This is a genomic window from Arcticibacter tournemirensis (assembly GCF_006716645.1).
GTDB classification, from domain to species: Bacteria; Bacteroidota; Bacteroidia; order Sphingobacteriales; family Sphingobacteriaceae; genus Arcticibacter; species Arcticibacter tournemirensis.
Genome location: NZ_VFPL01000001.1, coordinates 2,482,323 through 2,501,860, shown reverse-complemented (window position 1 = coordinate 2,501,860; position 19,538 = coordinate 2,482,323). Strand labels below are relative to the sequence as shown.

The following is a 19,538-nucleotide window of genomic DNA, read 5'->3' as shown; positions in this document are numbered from 1 at the left end:
GTTTTTTTGTTTTTATGCCCTTAATGATTACGATCATGTTTTTTTCAAATGACGATCATTTTTTTCTACCTGCGATGCGTGCATATTTGTATCAGTAATTGTTGCTGCCCCAAGGCAACATTTTTCATAGGTAGATGTAGGGTCAGACATATTAATTGTGTCTGACCTTTTTTTTGATTCTAATTAATTCGGTGTCCTAAAAAAAGAGGATCAAGCGGAATACTTGGGATCAATCCGTAAAGTTGTAGACTAAGAGGTAAATAAACGAGAGAAAGCGCATGAAGTCGATAGAGGTTCGTTAAGCTTAGGATTTAACATACAATGTTTATAATAGATGCAATGTACTACTTCTTACGGAAAAGACTAATAAATATCCCAGGCATTCACCTGATTATATTGTTACTTTGGGTTCTGCTTCCCTCTCCCTTTGTCCGTATCCAGGATAATTAATAAAATCAGGAAAGCTGGTAACCTTAAATTGAAGATGGAGTCGCTTCAAGAATTAACCCATCCTTGATTTGCATACAACTTTCAGGGCTTTGCATACAGCCATTAAAGTGTTCTTAGCGAACTTTGAACTATTAAAATTAATAGCATGGCAATGAAAAAAATAAATATAGGAAGCGAAGGCCCCGTTGTACCAATCATAGGTTTGGGCTGTATGGGTATGACAGGTTTTGAAGAAGGAAATATGTATGGAGAGGCAGATGAGCAGGAAGCTATTGCCACCATTCACCGATCGCTCGAATTAGGTGGCAATTTCTTGGATACTGCCGATTTGTACGGCCCATTCAAAAATGAGCAGTTGATTGCGAAGGCAATACAAGGTAACAGGGACAAATATATTATCGCCACAAAGTTCGGCTGGGAAATAGATGATAACAACAAAGTGACCTGGGCGATTAACGGCAAAAAAGAATATGTAAGAAAAGCGGTGGAACGATCTCTTAAAAATCTTAACACGGAGTATATTGACCTGTACTATATGCACAGGCTTGATAAAAACACGCCCATCGAAGAAACCGTTGAGGCGATGAGCGGGCTGGTGAAGGAAGGAAAAGTGGGTTATCTCGGACTGTCGGAAGTATCGTCTGAAACGGTTAAAAGAGCTCACGCAGTACACCCCATTACGGCGGTACAAAGTGAATATTCTTTATTTGAGCGTACAGCAGAAGAACGCAGCATACTGAATACCCTGAAGGAACTTGGGATAGGTTTTGTCGCTTATTCGCCATTAGGACGTGGTTTTTTATCCGGACAGATCCGAACCATCGATGACCTGCCGGAAAATGATTTTCGCCGGGCAATTCCCCGTTTCCAGGAGGCTCACTTTTACAGGAATATTGAGTTGGTTAAAGCCATTGAGGTAATGGCTGAAGAGAAAAAAATAACCGCATCACAGTTGGCGCTGGCATGGATTATAAATAAGGGCATCGTCCCTATTCCGGGTACCAAACGAAGAAAGTATCTGGAGCAAAACATAGCGGCTGGCGAAATTGAACTAAACGAAGCTGATCTGTCGAAACTCGAAAGCATTGTGCCCCTTGGTACTGATACAGGTAATCCTTACGATGAGTTTAGTATGGGGTTAATTGATTAAATTAGCATTATGAATGCCATCAGGTCTGTCTCAGAATTTCACCGATTTCTCTCCTTGCCCGAGCCGCGCCATCCGTTGGTAAGTGTGATTAACCTCGACGAAACTGTTTTCCTGGAAGATGATGTATGGAAAGGTTTTGTGAACAGATTTTATTGCGTAGCCCTGAAAAGGGAAGCCAGAGGTAAAGTACGATATGGTCAGCAACATTACGATTACGACAAGGGGGTTCTGAGCTTTACTGCACCTAACCAGGTACAATACCTCGACCTGAACAACGTAGAATGCGGATCAGGCTACCTGCTCGTTTTCCATCCCGACTTTTTGCTGGCCCATCCCCTGGCAAACAATATCAATCGGTATAACTTCTTCTCTTACGCGGTAAATGAGGCGCTGCATCTTTCTGCTGAAGAAGAAGATGACCTTATTACCATATTGAACAAGATCGATAAGGAATGCCTGCATATTGATAAATACACTCAGGAGATCATCCTGTCGCAAATCGAGTTGCTGCTCAATTATTCCAATCGGTTTTACGAGCGGCAGTTTATCACCCGGAAAAATCACAACCATCATCTGCTTGCCAAATTTGAGCGCCTTGTTGACGAATATTTTGACAGCAGTACGATAAGGCAACCGGAACTGTTAACGGTACAGCGCATCGCTGAACTCATGAATTTGTCTCCAAACTACCTGAGCGATCTGCTGCGCATGCATACAGGGCAGAACACGCAGCAGCATATTCATGAGAGGCTCATTGAAAAGGCGAAGGAAAAACTCTCGACAACAAACTTATCGATAAGTGAAATTGCCTATACGCTAGGCTTTGAACATGCACAATCGTTCAGTACGCTTTTTAAGAAGAAAACCAGTTTGTCGCCACTTGAATTCCGGCAAACATTTAACTGATAGGCACTTTGCATCGTATATTATCGTATATTTAGGAAGCGAAAGCAGATTATGCGTAGCGTCTATACTTTAATACATCGTTATGAGAGCAATCAATCCATGGATCAATTTTAACGGCAATGCCGAAGAAGCATTCACCTTTTACAAATCAGTTTTTGGCGGTGAGTTTACAAAAATCATTCGCTACAAGGATCTGGCGGGTCCTGAATTTCAGGTTGATGAAAACGAAGCAAATAAAATAATGTACATCGCCTTACCGCTTGGCAGGAACAATGTGTTAATTGCCAATGATGTTCCCGAATTTATGGGACGCGTAAGCGAAAATGAAAACAGGTCTAAGATATATGTGAATGCCGAAAGCCGGGAAGAGGCAGATAATATTTTCAATGGACTATCTGCCGGCGGAGAAGTAGAAGGCCCTATTGGCGACAGCCCCTGGGGCACTTATGCAGCAATGTTCAGGGACAAATATGGCATTGAATGGATTGTGGAGTTTGATCCTGGTTAACCGTCTCCCCATCAAAAACGGGGCGGGTACCACACTTCAATTTGCCATCCGTCATCCTGCAATGAGTGGTAAATCATCGTGGCTTCCATCTTTTATAAGCAGAGGCGTATTATTTACTGCTTTAGTCCTTTTTTAAGCCATGGAGATATTTTATGCTTTCAGGCACCTGTGTAAGGGCTGAACTGCTTTCGTCCTCGATATAGTAATGTTTTACGCCGGCTTTGCGCGCTGCTTTAATCACGGCGGGAATATCAATCTGGCCGGTTCCTAAAGTCACATCATTATCCTTCGGGGTACTACCGGAAAGGCTGCCGCGTTCAACTCCTTTCTTCAGATCCTTCATGTGGAGGGCTTTATAGCGGTTTCCGTATTTTGCCAGTAATTGCGCCGGATCCTGCCCCGGTAAAAATGCCCAAAGGATATCAAGTTCCATGCCTACATATTTGGGGTCTGTATTTTTCAGCAGATAGTCATATAGCGTACCATCCTCGTAAGGCTCATATTCGAAACCATGATTATGATAAATGAAAGTAAGGCCATACTTATCTTTTAACAGCTTTCCGGACTTATTGAAATCGGCAACTGCCTGTTTAGCATTGTCTAATGTAAAAGCGCCTTTGTGCGGAATACTGGATACCCTGACATACTTTGCGCCCAGGGTTAAAGCTACCTTTCCCACTTCATCAGTCTTATTTACCAGATCTTCATAACTTACACCGTATGATGAACATTTGAGGCCCCTTGCATCACACATTTTGCGCAAGTCTTCAGGGGTTTGTTTAAACAGGCTCGAAAATTCGATGTCAGTTATCCCGAGGCCTTTTAAGATGTCCAGCGTGCCGGGCACATCCTGGGCAAACTGATTTCGGTAAGTATACGAAACCATACCCGGCGCTTCCGGGAATAGTTGTTTTTGGGCAAAGGTCTGGCCGTTAGCTAAACCGGCTATCAGACCCAGCGTTAGTAATCCTTTTATTAGGTGACGGATCATATTGCGAAATGGATATATTAGTTTTTATCAATTAAACTTTAGGTTCCCAACCCGGTTCATAACTGCGTTTCCATAGCTTTTCTGCCTCCGGATCATTCAGGATGTGACCGTTTTTGGGGTCAAGATGCAGTTCGCGGCCCACTCGCCAGGCGATGTTGCTGAGCTGCATACCGACTATGCTTTTATGTCCAATCTCTACATCACAGTTTGGTTTGCGATTCTGACGTATTGCATCCAGGAAATCAGCTGCATGCATACTATCCAGACTCAAACTGACAGTGGCTGTATTACGCCCCTGCATGGCTTCTTCCTTATCTTTGGAGGCCACTTCTTTTGTGAGCTTTCCCTTCAGGTCGAAAACCTTGTAAGCGTCGTTCCCGGTGCTCAGGCTTCCATTCTCGCCGTAAAAAATAACCCCGCGCTCATCACCTTCAATTCTGCGCCCGTTTGCACTGCTGCTTTCCCACATAATCATTTTCCTGTCGGGATATTCTAGTGTCACCACCTGCGTATCCGGGGTTTGCCAATCGTCCTTAAACGCGTAACGTCCGCCCGAGGAGCTTACTTTTACGGGATAATCAACCCCTAATCCCCAGCGGGCTATATCAACTTCGTGGGTACCATTGTTCAGCGCTTCGCCCGTCCCCCAATGCCAAAACCAATGCCAGTTGTAATGGATCAGCCCATTTTGATAAGCCAAACGCGGTGCCGGGCCCTGCCACAGGTCGTAATTTAACTCTGCAGGCGCTGTACCTGGGGTCAGGAAAGTAGCTTTACGGTCATTAGTATACCAGGTTTTGGCATAGTAAACGCGGCCAATGATCCCTTCGTGCAACTGCTGTATACCCTCGGTCAGTACCGGTGCCGAACGGCGCTGTGCTCCCATTTGAACCACCCTGTCATATTTACGGGCAGCGGCAATAGCTAATTCGCCCTCATGCGGGTTGTGGCTTAGTGGCTTTTCTACATATACGTGTTTCCCAGCCTGGCATCCCATAATGGTAAGAGGCGTATGCCAATGATCGGGCGTGGCGATATAGATAGCGTCAATATTCTTATCCTGCATCACCTTGCGGCAGTCGCCTTCGGTTTTAGGGACGCTTATTTGTTTATTTGAGGCTACAGATTTCAGTGCTTTGACGAAAACTCGGGTATCCACGTCGCAAAGTGTCGATATCTCTGCATTCTTTTGCCGCGCGAAAGTGCCTGCCATGGTAGAGCCGCGGCCATTCAGGCCGATGATGGCGAGGTTTATGCGTTCGTTGGCGCCAATAATATTGCGATAGCTTTTAGCGCTCATGCCAAACAGGCTATTGCCAGCCATTATTCCGGCCGATGTAATAGCCATTTTTTTAATAAAATCTCGTCGTTTCTCCATAAAAAAAGAATATTGATGTAATAATTGCTGGTAACGGTTTAATAGCGGGTTAACTATTGGGTTTTATTTATAGCCAAATTAAAAGAATCTGAGTTATATAGTTTGTTCAACCTATTGCCTAATTGTCTCAATTTATATCTATGGCTACATCCGAACGACCTGGTCTCTACTTCGTAAATGATTCTTGCTCTTTTATTTTTTTTTCATAGTTTCGCCGCCCGGTAAAACGAACCGCCACTGTTTACATCCTGCTATTTAGATGAAAAAGTTTTTATACGGCATTGATTTCGGAACCACAAACTCTGCATTATCTATTTTTGATGAGGAAAAGGGTGAAATCGTTGATTCCATCATCCTCCCCTCTCTTATTTATTTCCCTGAAGGCCGGGGTGAAGATTGTGTTATCGGCAACGAAGCGATCTCTGCATACCTCGACGATGGAATGAGGGGGCGCTTTATCAAGTCCGTAAAGCAAATTCTTTCCAGAAGCAGCTTTACGGAAACCCTTATTGGTAAAAAGAGATACAATGCTCCTGCACTGGTGGCATTGATCCTCAGAGAATTGAAGTCACGGGCAGATAAGATAACGGGGCAAGACTGCCGCAAGGCCGTTATCGGCCGTCCTGTTTTCTTTGATGACGATAATATGCAAAAGGACAGTCTTGCACAAAGCCGCCTGGAGAAAGCGGCTGACATAGCGGGCTTTGAACAGGTGCGCTTCCAGTTTGAACCTATAGGGGCTGCGTTTGCTTACGAGAAAACGCTTCTCCAGAAAAAGACGGTGCTGGTGGCAGACTTAGGCGGCGGTACAACAGATTTTACCTGTCTCGTACTCGATCCCGAAAACGCGGGAAAGCAAAACAGAAAGGACAAATTTCTGGGCACCGGCGGTATCTACATCGGTGGCGACAGCTTTGACTCGGCATTTATGTGGGAAAAAGGAACTCCTTACTTTGGAAAGAACACGCGGTATAAAGTCGCACCTGGCAAGTATCTGACTGTCCCTAAATCCTTGTTTTCCAATATTTGCTCCTGGGATAAGATGAATTTTTTTAACGGTGCCCGGATCAGGAGAGAGATAGAAGATTATTATTACTTCTCTGACAATGATCCTAAGTTTAAAAACCTGATCACCCTGGTAGATGAAAATCTGGGTTATACTGTGTTTCATGCAATTGAGCAAACAAAGATTGCGTTATCCAGCCTTCACACTTCCTACTTCACATACTCTAAATCGAACATTGAAATCAATGAGCTAATTTCGGTAGAGGAATATGAAGGCATTATAAATAGTGACCTTACCCGGATCAGCGATTACCTTGATCAATTCCTGGCAACAAACGGTATAAATGCAAAAGACATTGACTGCCTGTTTCTTACAGGTGGAACATCTCTGGTTCCGGCAATAAGAAATCTTTTTAAATCGAAATTCCCGGATATTCCCCTTAATTCGGGAGACAACTTCATCAGCGTTGCTAACGGACTGGCATACAGCGGCTATCTGTTTAATAACCAAGGCAACATGTCTTAATTTCAGAAGCAAAGTCGTCTTGAATTACAGCGTTCTGTTTGGATCAGTTATGAACCATACACCGATGTTAAATTTCTTCTTGCTGATGGTTTTTTCGCTATTTTTAAGATTTAAACAGCAATGGGCAAAAGATATACATTGTACTTATCTTTATTCTTTTTAATGGGTGTTGTTCTTTATTCGAAACGACATGTCTTTATTAAGAATAGGACTGAGAGCAAAGACATCATCATCAAAGATTCCAAACAACAGGCACTGGGTATCTTCTATCACGGGAGCGACTCGTCTTATGTGACGATGCCCGCAATCGCCCATTACTCCTTACAATGGATGAATACCGATCAGGACACGGTTGAAAACAATCGCTTGATTGATTCCTTATCACATCATGAAACCGCGGTCCTCTCTGTTGAAACCTGGGCTGGATATAACGAAAGAAATCAACAGATAAATGTTTTAGGGGATGTAATTAGTGGGGCATACGACGACAAGATCAAAAAGCTTTGCGATGGTCTGTCCGGAGTACAGGATAAAGTACTATTGAGTTTTAATCCTGATATGGAGGTGCCTGTAAAAAAATATCCCTGGCAATATCAATCGCCCGTGGAATATATAAAAGCTTTCCGCCATTTTTCCGGACTGGTGAAAAAGCTTCTTCCCCGCATCAAAATAGTATGGTCGCCTGCTGGTTATCCCGGAGCCGACGAATACTGGCCGGGAGATACGTTTGCCGACCTTATCAGTGTCTCTCTTCTGGGAGAATCAGAACGGGCATGTAATAATTACCCCCTTGTAAACAATACTACAACATTGATCAGGAGAAAAATCCATCGCATGCGAATGATTTATAAACCGATCATTGTTTTGGGCTCGGAGAAGATTCCTTCAAACGCTAAAAACAGAGCTTTTTTTGAAATTGCGGCTAAAACTATTGGGGATGACTGGCATAGTATACAGCCTTTAAAAAAAGAAGCAGCCCCCCAGGTATCGGGATTGAAAAATACTGATCGCGGAATGTTAATTGGCGTATACGATCCCCGAAAATTGCTTATCAATGAAAAAGCGGTATCGGTTGAACATTTATTTGCTGATTGGGGCGCTATTGAAGACGGAACTCTCGAACGACAGATCGACAGTATCAATTCAAGGGGCAGAGCGATGATAATAACGGTCGAACCATGGAGAGGAAAAAGATGGCCAACCAGCAGAGATGTTTTGAAGGATATGGTTAAAGGGATGTATGATCCAATCATCGAAACAACATACCGTATTATTTCAAGAGCGAAACATCCTGTTTTTTTAAGATTTGCCCACGAAATGGAAATACCTACAATGCGTTATCCATGGCAAAGCCAGGACCCTGTTACATATATAAAAGCATACCGGTATTTTATGCGATTCGGAGCTCATCTTAAAAACATACGCAGGGTGTGGGGACCAGCAGGCGACAGAGGGTCTCTTGAGTGGTGGCCTGGAGACGACGTGGTTGATTATACGAGCATAGCAATCTACGGGCTTCCGGATAAGAACATTACAGATCCCCGGCTACAAGAGTCGTTTTCGACAATCTTTAAACGTAAAAGCTATAGAATGCGACTGGTGGATAAGCCTCTTTTCATCACTGAATTTGGTGTAAAGGGATCTGAATCATTCCAGAATAACTGGCTTAAGGACGCCGCCTTCACTATCAGAAAAAGCAACATCATTGCCGGAGTATGTTATTTTAATCAGGCGGATAACCCTAAGGTTTGGGGTAAAATCCCCGCGCCCGACTGGGGCATCAGCGAAACAACGTTTGAAAATTTTGTTGAAGCTTTATCTAACTGATTAAAACTTCAGTTCATTCATCATTTCATATAACGGTGTATTTAGCGGCGACGATACCGTTACTACTTTCCCGTCCCGGTATGCTGATAAATGCAGTTTGTAAAACTCCGGGTTTTCGGGGATACTGATTCTTATGAAGTTCCCCTCACCTAAATACTTCACCGAAACAGGTTCACGATATTTATTGTTTTTAACCAGCCGCCATTCATATTTCCATTCGGGCAGTTCGGAGGACAGTTTCCATTTATTGTTTATGAAAACAACCGCATGATATGTCCGCATTGAACGGACGTCTGTAGCTCCGGCGGGCCGAAGTATTTTTATCAGCGGCATACCAGGTATGGCCGAACCCAGCAAATGATTCTTCAGTCTATATAACTCTGGTTTATTTCTACCAGGCAAATCCTTTAATCCGCTAAACAGAGCCCGGTCTGATGTTTCCTCATCCTGCCAGCTGGAAATAAAGAAACCGGTAGTTTCCTGCTCCTGAGCAAGATAACTATTAACGTTTGCTTTACTTAAGTAATAAGGAACATGAAGCTGTTTGACTATATCGTCACTATTATTTGTAGTAATATCCGGCAGGATAAGCCCATATGAATCAACAAATGGCACGTAACTCTCTGTCATTTCAATTACACTGGGAAGATCAGGGCTAACTTCCATCTCAAGGGATATAATTCTGGAAGGATCCTCCTTCTTCATCGCCTGCATCAACTTTCCGATCCAGGTCAGATAAGCCTCCTGCTGGTAGATCAGCATCGGCTTATAATAATGCACTGCCAGCCTTTGCAATACAGGATTGCCTATTTTCCAGGAAATTATATTTGGGTTGCTTTTCAGATCTGATACTGTAGATAATATGTCTTTGGACAGCTTATCCAGCTGCTTTTTATCCTGAACGAAGTCAAACTGATCAGATATCCAAAATCCATACTGGATATTTATATCCAACTCTCCAGCTGCGCTCAATATATTCCGGTCGTATATCGACGGGCCGTAATACATAATGGCATTTAAGCCACACTGTTTTATTTCTTTAAAGTCATGGATTAGCTCTTTTTTTCTGAAAGGACTATGACTCTTGTGCCAGGAAGTGCCTTTGGTGTAATTCACGCCTTTTACTCCCCTAAAGAAGCCGGCATTGTTTAGATCGCGGACTCTGTTTCTGCGCACAGGAACTGATGATAATGCGGAGACTTGCATATTGGATTCACCATCACGATGAAGAAGCTCTTTCAGGGCATTTGGGTCAGAAATAGTCCAGTCAATCTTACCCGAATTGGAGCCGCTGGGTATATTAAGATCGGATTTGTTATTAAACAGAACCAGCGCCCTGATCTCCGGAAATTTCGCTTTAATTGAGTTAAGGGCTTTTTTGAACCACTCACTTTGTCTATCGGCGGTCCTGGAAGAACCCATTTCTGCCAGCATTACAGGAACGCCACTTCTGAACACCGGGCTGTTATGAAATTGGGCATACATATCCTCCATGGTAAACCAACCCTTCCCTCCTGCTTTTTTTCCGTAGTTCAGATTCGTTACACCAATCCAGTCAACATATTGTTTACCTGGGAAAAAAGCATTAACCGCACCCGGTTTCCAGGGATTCCAAACCCATATTACATTATAAATATGATTTTTACTGAAATAGTTATGAACATACTTCCATGCATCCTTAAATTCAGAAGCAGTGTTGCCACCTGTTACAGACCACGGATAAAATGGATTATCTGCTTCGTGTGCAAACCTTAGGTATACTGGCCGATTCAGCGCTTTAAGCTGCATTGAAAACTTATGAATGTATTGATCATAGTCGCCGTGTAATATTCGTGAAAACACCTTGTTTTCTTTATCACTCTCATGGCTGGCTGCATTATGATCAAACAGCGTTTGCCATGGCTCCCATGTAATCATCGGAATTGAGCCGTTGTTATAGATAGAATCTATTGTAGCTTCAGGCAAATACGATTGCTTCTGGTCTCCCCAGGAAATATATAATGATATAATATCGAATGCTCCGTGGTGGTATTGTTCCTGATACTGTTTCACCCGGCGAACTGAGCTTATTCCGTTTGTACCTTGTGGGTAATAGATTCCGTAAAGCAGGTCCGCAGGTTTAAGTCCTTTGAAACCATACTCCCGTTCCGGATGGCCGGTATTCAGGAAATAAAGGATAATGCAGGTGGCCAAAATGGTAATGAGCAGGGCTGTACTTCGTATTCCGCTATAGATACGACGCCTCATTACCCAGAATACGCTTTTTAAAAGGTGAACCTGGTACATAACCCTGTCAAGATAAGGATGATATTTTCTGATATGACGAAACTGGACTTGCCTGCTTGCAATGATGTTAAAAAACATAATAAAGCAATTGATCAGCGCAAAACCAGCCATGGCAAGATTATAGGGGTTATAGTCATTGTATAAACCGTAAACAATAGCAATAAGAGATAATCCTATTACACAAAGGTTTGGAATATTTAGCGGCCAGTTATTTGCTTCATTACCGTCCTTCGGAGTAGGATTATAAGGCACCTTTTTCCTTACTATGGTATAGAACAAGCCAAGTATATATATCCACCATGTGCCGATCATAAGAAGCCCTCCAACAACATGAAATCCCCGTTCCTCGTCTTCCATAACCCACCATTGCACAAAATGCCTGATCAAAACGATGGCAGTAAGCAGCGGTAAACCAATAAAGCAAAAGTCCCTGAGATCCAGATTTACCGGACTGATACTAAATGTCAACGCTATGATGGGTACTAAAAAGTTCATCAGGAAGATTAATCCCGAGAGGTAGTGGAACGGAATTGTGAAATAATGAAGCTTTTGCCGCCAGGTAAATTTCCTGAATAGTTTTGGATAAGTAGCGACCAATAACTCAAATACACCGCGCGACCATTTGAGCTGCTGACTATAATAAGCAGACAATGTGGTAGGAACCAGACCTCTGGCAAGTACCGCCGGCACATATACCGATTTCCAGCCCCTGGCGTGTAGCTGCATTGCGGTGTGCATATCCTCGGCAAGACCGGCTGCATGCCCTCCTATAGATTCCAAAGCTGTTCTCCGAAAGGTGCAGTTAGCACCGATCGCCTGTACTGTGCCATAGCTGTTCATGGTCATCATCATCGGTCCATAAAACTGAAAAGTTTGCTGTGCGGCCCCTTTGGCGATTAAACCATGGTTATAATTCTTATAGGCCTGAACTATCTGGACAAATCCAACTTCCTGATTATTAAAGTGAGATACTATCGGGTCAAGGAAACCGGGAAAGGGTACATGGTCCGGATCCAGAACCACACATAATTCGCCATCCGACTGCTTCAATGCATTATTGATGTTTCCAGCTTTAGCATTGATCTTTACTGTACGCGTAACGTGATTAACTCCAAGACGTTTACATAAATCTATCAGATATGGATCATTAGCTTCGTCACATAAATAAGTCTTATGAGGGTATTTTATAGCTTGAATTGCAACGAGTGTTTCCTCGATCATCTCGTAAGGCTCACCGGCACAAAATGTAGTGAAGATATCAACGGTATATACTTTTGTTTTCGGCGGAGTTTCCGGGACTACAATGCTATAGTAATGATACCACTCATGAAGTACGGTCAGACAATTGAATATCAGGCCGATGGCGAGCATCCAATACAAGAAAGGATTTGAGATAACAGAGGGATCGAACAAGCTCCTGAAGAAAAAACCCATACTTATGAGACCTAAAAAGATCATCAGGCGTAAAGTGAACTTCTCTCTTTTTGAGGGCGATTTAACCGGATCTGGTTCCTGCTTCATTTGCTTAAAACATAAACAGGTGTATTACAAGTAGAAAAATTACCATATTTATCATATATAGTAGCGAAGATCCGATAAGGGCCCTCCCGCCGGGGGGCGATAAAGTTCAATCTAAGCCCATTTGAAGATAAAATCAATTCATCGAGTGATTTAAAATAAGTAGTATTGCTGGCTGATCCTTTTTTAAACCAGTCTTCCTGCATAATCTGCCATACCACCTTACTAATGGCTGTGTCGGGTTGGAGGAGCGAAACGTCTGCAAACGCTCGTTCGTTGGTGGAAAGCAATATATTGTCTTTTGCCCCTTTATTATTAACAAGCATGTAATTAATTTGAGGGGCACGATGAGGAGGTTGTTTTTGGGTCCATAAATACTGCATTGTTCCAACGGCTTCCGAAGGACATCCGTTTTTGTCGAAAAGGCTGAACCAGCTTTGGGTTGTCTCTTGTTTATTCCCCCAGTAAAAAACAAATGATCCTAAAAATCTATCATCATCAAGGGGCATGTGCACAGAATATCTTGTAGAATAAATTTCGGCCTTCTTTGTACTTGTAGCTTCAATGTGCGTACCCCAGATCGTTTTTTCAGTGCCCTCCCAGGGACCATCTACGCCCCATTCACTTACAATGTATGGTCCGTTCCAAAACCACGAAAATTTCTTTAAATCCTCCTTTAAGTGAGTTATGTTATTGAATATGTTAAATGATATTAGATCAACATTACACCGCAGTTTCAGACTTACGATCATCCGCCTGCTAAAATTTAACACAGCAGTTGTTACCGGATGATCAGGATCATCCTTGTGAATCATGTTTACTATATTATTATATGCTGGATAGAATTTATCGGGAATAAGGGGATTTGGAAAATTAAGTTCATTACCAACGCACCACATGAGTACAGAAGGATGATCTTTGTATTTATTTACAATACTCTTTATCGTCCTGAACTGTCTGTTCACTTTTGAAGGCTGCTTATAAAAGGAGTGATCCTTTTCGGGATCAACAACATATAAGCCTATCATTACAACAAGATTATGTTTACGGGCACTATCTAAAATGGCGGCTATATTATCTGCATCCCATGTTCTTATTGCATTTCCACCAGACCTGGCTAATATATCCATATAGGTGAATCCGGCAGCCCCTTTAATGAAAAAAGGCTTATTATCCTTATACAGATCAAATCCGGATTCCTTTTTTGTTATGGATACCTTTTGCTCCTTGTTTTGCACATTTACTCTTACACAACCCGCTAAAACAATTGTTAAAGTTAAAATCCAAAAAAAGTTGTGCAGAAGTTCGCGTCCAAACAATCTGGTCATACGGGTTATAATATAGTAATTATAGTTCAATTTTCTTTTCTACGCAATCAAATTATAATGGTTCAGAACAATGCAACAATTATAAAAACCGGCACGGCCTGCGCTTACAGAGAAAGAGGTAATCTGTTCGCTGTTGATTTAATAGAACCCTCCTTACCTGATGGATAATTTGCATATTTGCCCTAAAATTCCTGCCTGACATGCAACAGAATCATGAGAACGTTTGTGTGCTTATTATTGATGATGAGAAAAAGCTGAATAATCTGCTCAGCAGGATTATCAGCCTGGAGGGCTTTAAGGTGAAACAGGCCTACAATGGCAGAGAGGGCTTACGGATCCTGTCGCAGGAGGACGTTCACGTAGTATTGAGCGATGTTAAACTTCCGGATGCAAATGGTGTAGAACTTGTTGAACAGATTAAAAAGAGAAAGCCATACGTTGAAGTAATCAATCTGACAGCATACGGGAATATCCCTGACGGTGTACAGTCTATCAAGAACGGAGCTTTTGATTACATCACCAAAGGAGACGATAACGACAAAATAATTCCTTTACTCTGCAAAGCTTCCGAAAAGGCGTTGTTACAAAAGCGAGCGTTTGATCTCGACAGGGTTAATGCCGATAAACCAAACTTCGACGCTATCATTGGAAACTCCCCTCAAATCAAAGAAAGTATTCAGCTGGCGCGGAAGGTTGCGCAGACCGATACAACGGTATTGCTGCTTGGCGAGACCGGGACGGGCAAAGAGGTTTTTGCGCAGGCTATACATTTCGAAAGTAACAGAAAGCACCAGCGCTTCGTTGCTCTGAATTGCAGTGGATTTAACTCTGAATTGCTCGAAAGTGAACTGTTTGGATATAAAGCGGGCGCCTTTACAGGTGCCGGTAAAGACAAAAAAGGACTTTTTGAGGAAGCTAACGGCGGAACGATTTTCCTGGACGAAATAGGCGAGATGAATCTGGACCTTCAGGCTAAGTTGCTCCGGGTACTGGAAACCCAAACCTTTATTAAACTGGGCGATACGTCGACTACCAGGGTGAATGTCAGGATCATCGCAGCTACGAACAGAAATCTTCAGGTCGAATCCGAAGAAGGCAAGTTCAGAATGGATTTATATTATCGCCTTTCGGTCTTTACTATTTCACTTCCTTCGCTCTCGGGACGACTTGGAGATATTGAATTGCTTGCAGAATTCTTTCTAAAAGAATATGGAAGGAAAGCAAATCGGCTAAACCTTCAGTTCGATTCAGCTTTTCTGAAGATATTGAAAGAACACACCTGGAAGGGAAATATACGGGAATTGAAGAATGTGATCGAAAGGGTTGTGATATTGGCTGAAAAGGATATCATCGACCCTTCACTCCTGCCTTTTGAATTTCAGAATGATTTAGGCGTCCATACTTCCCTGAATATGCAGATGATGGAAAAACAGCACATCCGGAAGGTGCTCAATTATACGCACGGAAATAAGACAGAAGCTGCCCGCCTGCTCGGCATCGGCCTGACAACCCTATACCGGAAACTGGAGGAATACAAGATTCAATAGTACCTGCTCAAAAACCAATCATCCCGATATGATAAAAACCCTTTCATTTTGAAAGGGTTTTTTTTTTGATCATTTCTACCAAAAGCACACAATATTCTTAATATCAATCAATTAACAATCAATTAAATAACACGGCATGCCAATTGGTATGCGTTGCGAAAATATAATTGATATGCTTACGATATTACTATTACTCGCTTTGCTGGCCTTCTGCCGGCTGATGTTTAAATCAGTTGATTGGTTCGAAAAAATCTAATTCAATGTTATCATGATCACACTTTTCATTGTCACAATCGCAGTATTTATCTACATGATATATGTATTGCTAAAACCAGAAAAATTTTAATCGTATGAATTCGGAACTACTTGGAATCATAAGTACCTACGTCTTAACGTTAGTAATCGCAATCCCGCTCGGAAAGTACCTGGCGAAAGTATTCGCGGGGGAAAAAGTCTGGACGGACTTTCTAAAACCCTTAGAAAGGGGCATCTTCAGCTTATCGGGCGTGAATCCTAAAGAGCAAATGAATTGGAAGCAGCACATGAAGGCGCTGCTCACTATCAACTCTGTGTGGCTCGTATATGGTTTCTTTGTTCTCATTTATCAGGACAAACTTCCTTTGAATCCTGATGGGAACCCGGGAATGACACCCGACCTGTCATTTAACACCATCATCAGCTTTGTGGTTAACTGTAATCTTCAGCATTATTCCGGCGAAACAGGTGTAAGTTATCTGACCCAGCATTTTGTGCTGATGTTCCTGCATTTCACCAGTGCGGCGACCGGCATCGCCAGCGCAGTGGTGGTCTTCAAGGCATTCCGTGATAAATCGACTGTCTCACTCGGTAACTTTTGGGAGTATTTCATCAAAGCGATCACCCGTCTCCTGCTTCCGCTCGCATTGATAGTGGCTCTTATCCTGGCTTTCAATGGATCGCCTGCAAGTTACGCGGGAAAAGATCGGTTAATTTCACTACAGGGTGATACGGTCAATGTATCGCGGGGACCGGCGGCACAACTGATCGCCATCAAACACCTCGGCACTAATGGAGGTGGATACTTTGGTGCCAACTCGGCTCATCCGCTGGAAAACCCGAACTATATTACCAATATGACGGAGGCGGTCTCCCAAATGATTATTCCAATGGCTATGATCATTGCCTTTGGTTTCTTTATCCGAAGGAAGAAACTGGCCTGGTCGATTTTCGGGGTGATGACCCTGGGGATGTTCCTGTTGCTGGCCCTTTCTCTTTCAAGCGAAATTGGCGGGAATCCGGAAATAGCAAAGATGGGAATCACGCAGTCTGCGGGATCGATGGAAGGAAAAGAAGTGCGTTTTGGCGCAGCAGCAACGGCCTATTGGAGCACCATCACCACGATAGTTTCTACCGGTTCTGTAAATGGCATGCACGATAGCGCCATGGCGCTTACCGGGCTGTGGCAAATGCTTGGAATGATGATCAATTCGTTCTTCGGCGGCTGCGGCGTTGGTATTCTCAATTACTTTATTTACCTCATCGTAGCGGTTTTCATATCCGGACTGATGGTGGGGCGTACACCTGAATTTCTCGGGCATAAAGTGGAAGCCAGGGAAATCAAGATCGCCGCACTGGTAACACTGCTTAGTCCCTTCCTGATCATGGCTGGTACCGCCCTGGCAGCTTTCGTGAATGTGAACTATGCCGATGCCGAATGGGCCGTTAAACCGGCAAACTGGTTAAATAACCCTGGCTTTCACGGCTTCTCTGAGATGTTGTATGAGATGACATCCGCGAACGCGAACAATGGGTCGGGCTTTGAGGGCCTCGGTGATAATAATGTATTCTGGAATGTGTCTACAGGCGTGGTACTGTTCTTTGGCCGCTTCCTGCCTATTATCGGACCAATCGCCATCGCCGGACTGCTGGCTCAGAAGAAATATATTCCGGAGTCTGCGGGAACACTCCGTGTCGATACAGTGACGTTCAGTGCGATGACACTGGTAATAATTATTGTCCTTAACGCTCTCTCCTATTTCCCTGCACTGGTGCTGGGTCCTATCGCTGAATACTTTACCATGATTAAGTAAAATGAAAACAACTTCCAATAAACTTTTTGAACCGGCTCTTGTGAGTGCGGCACTGAAGCAATCTATCCTGAAACTGGATCCCAGGATCATGTTCCGTAACCCTGTGATGTTTACCGTTGAAATCGGGACACTGATTATGGCATATGTTACTTTTTATTCGCTCAGTCATGACGACCAGGGCTCTCCTGTATACAATTTCCTGATCTTCCTGATCCTGCTGTTAACTGTATTGTTTGCCAATTTTGCTGAAGCGTTAGCTGAGGCACGGGGCAAGGCACAGGCTAACAGCCTTCGCAAAACCCGTGAAGACACACCCGCAAAAGTGTTGCTGGCAAACGGCAAAATAGAAGTCAAGTCGTCGAATATCTTACGCAAGGGTGATGTCTTCGTCTGCGAAACCGGGGATATTATTGCCACCGACGGAGAGATTATTGAAGGTATCGCTACGGTGGACGAATCGGCAATTACCGGCGAGTCCGCTCCGGTAATCAGGGAATCTGGCGGCGACAAGTCGTCTGTAACCGGCGGAACCAAAGTCCTTTCTGATAAGATTAAAGTTCGCGTGACCACTGAACCGGGTGAAAGTTTTCTGGATAAGATGATTGCACTGGTTGAAGGTGCAAGCAGGCAGAAAACTCCAAACGAAATCGCCCTCACCATCCTGCTGGCCAGCTTTACGCTGATCTTTATCATTGTATGTGTAACGCTAAAGCCCTTTGGCGATTACGCGAATACACCGATTACTGTTGCTGCGCTTATTTCCTTATTTGTATGTCTTATTCCAACTACCATCGGCGGACTGCTTTCGGCAATCGGTATTGCCGGCATGGACAGGGCGTTAAGAGCCAATGTAATTACTAAATCGGGGAAGGCGGTGGAAACCGCTGGAGATATTGACACCTTACTGCTGGATAAAACGGGAACAATCACCATAGGAAACCGGAAGGCGACTAATTTTTATCCTGCACCTGGCACCAGTCGCGATCATTTTATTAAAAGCAGCCTCCTGGCATCTCTGTCAGACGAAACGCCCGAAGGGAAGTCGATCGTGGAACTGGCAAAAACGGAAATACCTGTAGGAGTATTTAACCTCCCGGAATTTCAGAATACTGATTTTGTTGGCTTCACCGCTGAAACCAGATCAAGCGGTGTGAATATGAGCGACGGCAGGCAGATCCGGAAAGGAGCATTTGACTCTATAAGGAACATCTCGGCGAAGGCGGGTAAGGCCTTCCCTACTGAAACTGAGGCTATAGTAAAGGAAATATCATCCAATGGCGGTACCCCACTGGTAGTTGCAGAAGATGGAGCGATACTCGGAGTGATCGAATTGCAGGATATCATTAAACCCGGCATCAGCGAACGTTTTGAACGGCTGCGCAAAATGGGTGTAAAAACGGTTATGGTGACCGGTGATAACCCTTTAACCGCGAAGTATATCGCGCAAAAAGCCGGTGTAGACGACTTTATTGCAGAGGCTAAGCCAGAAGACAAGATGAACTACATCAAGCAGGAACAGGCTAACGGCAAACTGGTGGCTATGATGGGTGACGGAACAAACGACGCGCCGGCCCTGGCACAGGCAGATGTCGGCGTGGCTATGAATAGCGGCACACAGGCAGCTAAAGAAGCCGGGAATATGGTAGACCTGGATAATGATCCCACCAAACTGATCGAGATCGTCGAAATCGGCAAGCAACTGCTCATTACCCGCGGAACGCTTACCACCTTTTCAATAGCCAATGACGTTGCCAAGTATTTTGCCATCGTGCCGGCCTTGTTTATCGCATCGATCCCCGCATTGCAGGGTTTAAATATCATGCGTCTGCATAGCCCCGAAAGCGCCATCTTATCGGCGGTAATTTTCAATGCTATCATTATTCCCATCCTCATCCCCCTGGCGCTTAAGGGTGTGGCTTACAAGCCCATTGGGGCAAGCGCCCTCTTACGAAGGAACCTGCTTATATATGGGATTGGCGGCGTTATTGCTCCTTTTATCGGAATTAAGATCATCGACCTTGCCATTACTTTATTCTTTTAACGACAGTA

At 43.7% G+C, this 19,538-nt stretch carries 13 protein-coding genes; 9 read left to right on the top strand and 4 right to left on the bottom strand.

The genetic code is table 11. From position 1 onward, the window contains the following. Window positions 1–601: 601 nt before the first annotated feature. The 3 genes from BDE36_RS10425 (at window position 602) to BDE36_RS10415 (ending at window position 3,014) form a co-directional block, all read left to right on the top strand. Window positions 602–1,600, top strand: a complete 999-nt coding sequence (locus tag BDE36_RS10425) for an aldo/keto reductase (protein WP_235904222.1) — start codon at window positions 602–604, stop codon at window positions 1,598–1,600. Window positions 1,601–1,609: 9 nt separating this feature from the next. Beyond that, on the top strand, window positions 1,610–2,506 hold the full coding sequence (locus tag BDE36_RS10420) for a helix-turn-helix domain-containing protein (RefSeq protein WP_141814805.1): 897 nt from the start codon (window positions 1,610–1,612) through the stop codon (window positions 2,504–2,506). 82 nt (window positions 2,507–2,588) lie between these two features. Further along, entirely contained in the window at window positions 2,589–3,014 is a 426-nt protein-coding gene (locus tag BDE36_RS10415) for a VOC family protein (RefSeq protein ID WP_141814804.1), read from the top strand. Between the two features lie 121 nt (window positions 3,015–3,135). On the opposite strand, the gene BDE36_RS10410 is transcribed toward BDE36_RS10415, so the two are convergent. Continuing rightward, window positions 3,136–4,005, bottom strand: a complete 870-nt coding sequence (locus BDE36_RS10410) for a sugar phosphate isomerase/epimerase family protein (RefSeq protein ID WP_141814803.1) — start codon at window positions 4,003–4,005, stop codon at window positions 3,136–3,138. 31 nt (window positions 4,006–4,036) lie between these two features. Then, a complete protein-coding gene (locus BDE36_RS10405; RefSeq protein WP_235904224.1) occupies window positions 4,037–5,353 on the bottom strand; it encodes a Gfo/Idh/MocA family protein in 1,317 nt (438 codons plus the stop codon). Window positions 5,354–5,642: 289 nt separating this feature from the next. Between BDE36_RS10405 and BDE36_RS10400 the strand changes: the two genes are divergently transcribed. Both BDE36_RS10400 and BDE36_RS10395 read left to right on the top strand, forming a co-directional pair. Then, window positions 5,643–6,914 (top strand): Hsp70 family protein, encoded by a 1,272-nt coding sequence (locus BDE36_RS10400; protein WP_141814801.1) that lies wholly within the window; start codon window positions 5,643–5,645, stop codon window positions 6,912–6,914. Between the two features lie 120 nt (window positions 6,915–7,034). Continuing rightward, entirely contained in the window at window positions 7,035–8,741 is a 1,707-nt protein-coding gene (locus BDE36_RS10395) for a glycoside hydrolase family 26 protein (RefSeq protein WP_141814800.1), read from the top strand. On the opposite strand, the gene BDE36_RS10390 is transcribed toward BDE36_RS10395, so the two are convergent. Together BDE36_RS10390 and BDE36_RS10385 are read right to left on the bottom strand one after the other, a co-directional pair. Next, window positions 8,742–12,548 (bottom strand): glycosyltransferase, encoded by a 3,807-nt coding sequence (locus BDE36_RS10390; RefSeq protein WP_141814799.1) that lies wholly within the window; start codon window positions 12,546–12,548, stop codon window positions 8,742–8,744. It lies immediately after the preceding gene. After that, window positions 12,545–13,873: a glycoside hydrolase family 2 TIM barrel-domain containing protein gene (locus BDE36_RS10385; protein WP_141814798.1), complete on the bottom strand. Its 1,329-nt coding sequence runs from the start codon at window positions 13,871–13,873 to the stop codon at window positions 12,545–12,547. Before BDE36_RS10385 ends, BDE36_RS10390 begins: the two co-directional genes overlap by 4 nt. A gap of 200 nt (window positions 13,874–14,073) precedes the next feature. Here BDE36_RS10385 and BDE36_RS10380 point away from each other — a divergent pair, with 200 nt between their 5' ends. The 4 genes from BDE36_RS10380 (at window position 14,074) to kdpB (ending at window position 19,530) form a co-directional block, all read left to right on the top strand. Beyond that, on the top strand, window positions 14,074–15,420 hold the full coding sequence (locus tag BDE36_RS10380) for a sigma-54-dependent transcriptional regulator (RefSeq protein WP_141814797.1): 1,347 nt from the start codon (window positions 14,074–14,076) through the stop codon (window positions 15,418–15,420). A gap of 268 nt (window positions 15,421–15,688) precedes the next feature. Next, on the top strand, window positions 15,689–15,766 hold the full coding sequence (gene kdpF / locus BDE36_RS24335) for a K(+)-transporting ATPase subunit F (protein ID WP_202618110.1): 78 nt from the start codon (window positions 15,689–15,691) through the stop codon (window positions 15,764–15,766). 4 nt (window positions 15,767–15,770) lie between these two features. Continuing rightward, a complete protein-coding gene (kdpA, locus tag BDE36_RS10370; protein WP_141814796.1) occupies window positions 15,771–17,489 on the top strand; it encodes a potassium-transporting ATPase subunit KdpA in 1,719 nt (572 codons plus the stop codon). A 1-nt stretch (window position 17,490) separates the two neighbouring features. After that, window positions 17,491–19,530 (top strand): potassium-transporting ATPase subunit KdpB, encoded by a 2,040-nt coding sequence (kdpB, locus tag BDE36_RS10365; protein ID WP_141814795.1) that lies wholly within the window; start codon window positions 17,491–17,493, stop codon window positions 19,528–19,530. Window positions 19,531–19,538 lie beyond the last annotated feature (8 nt).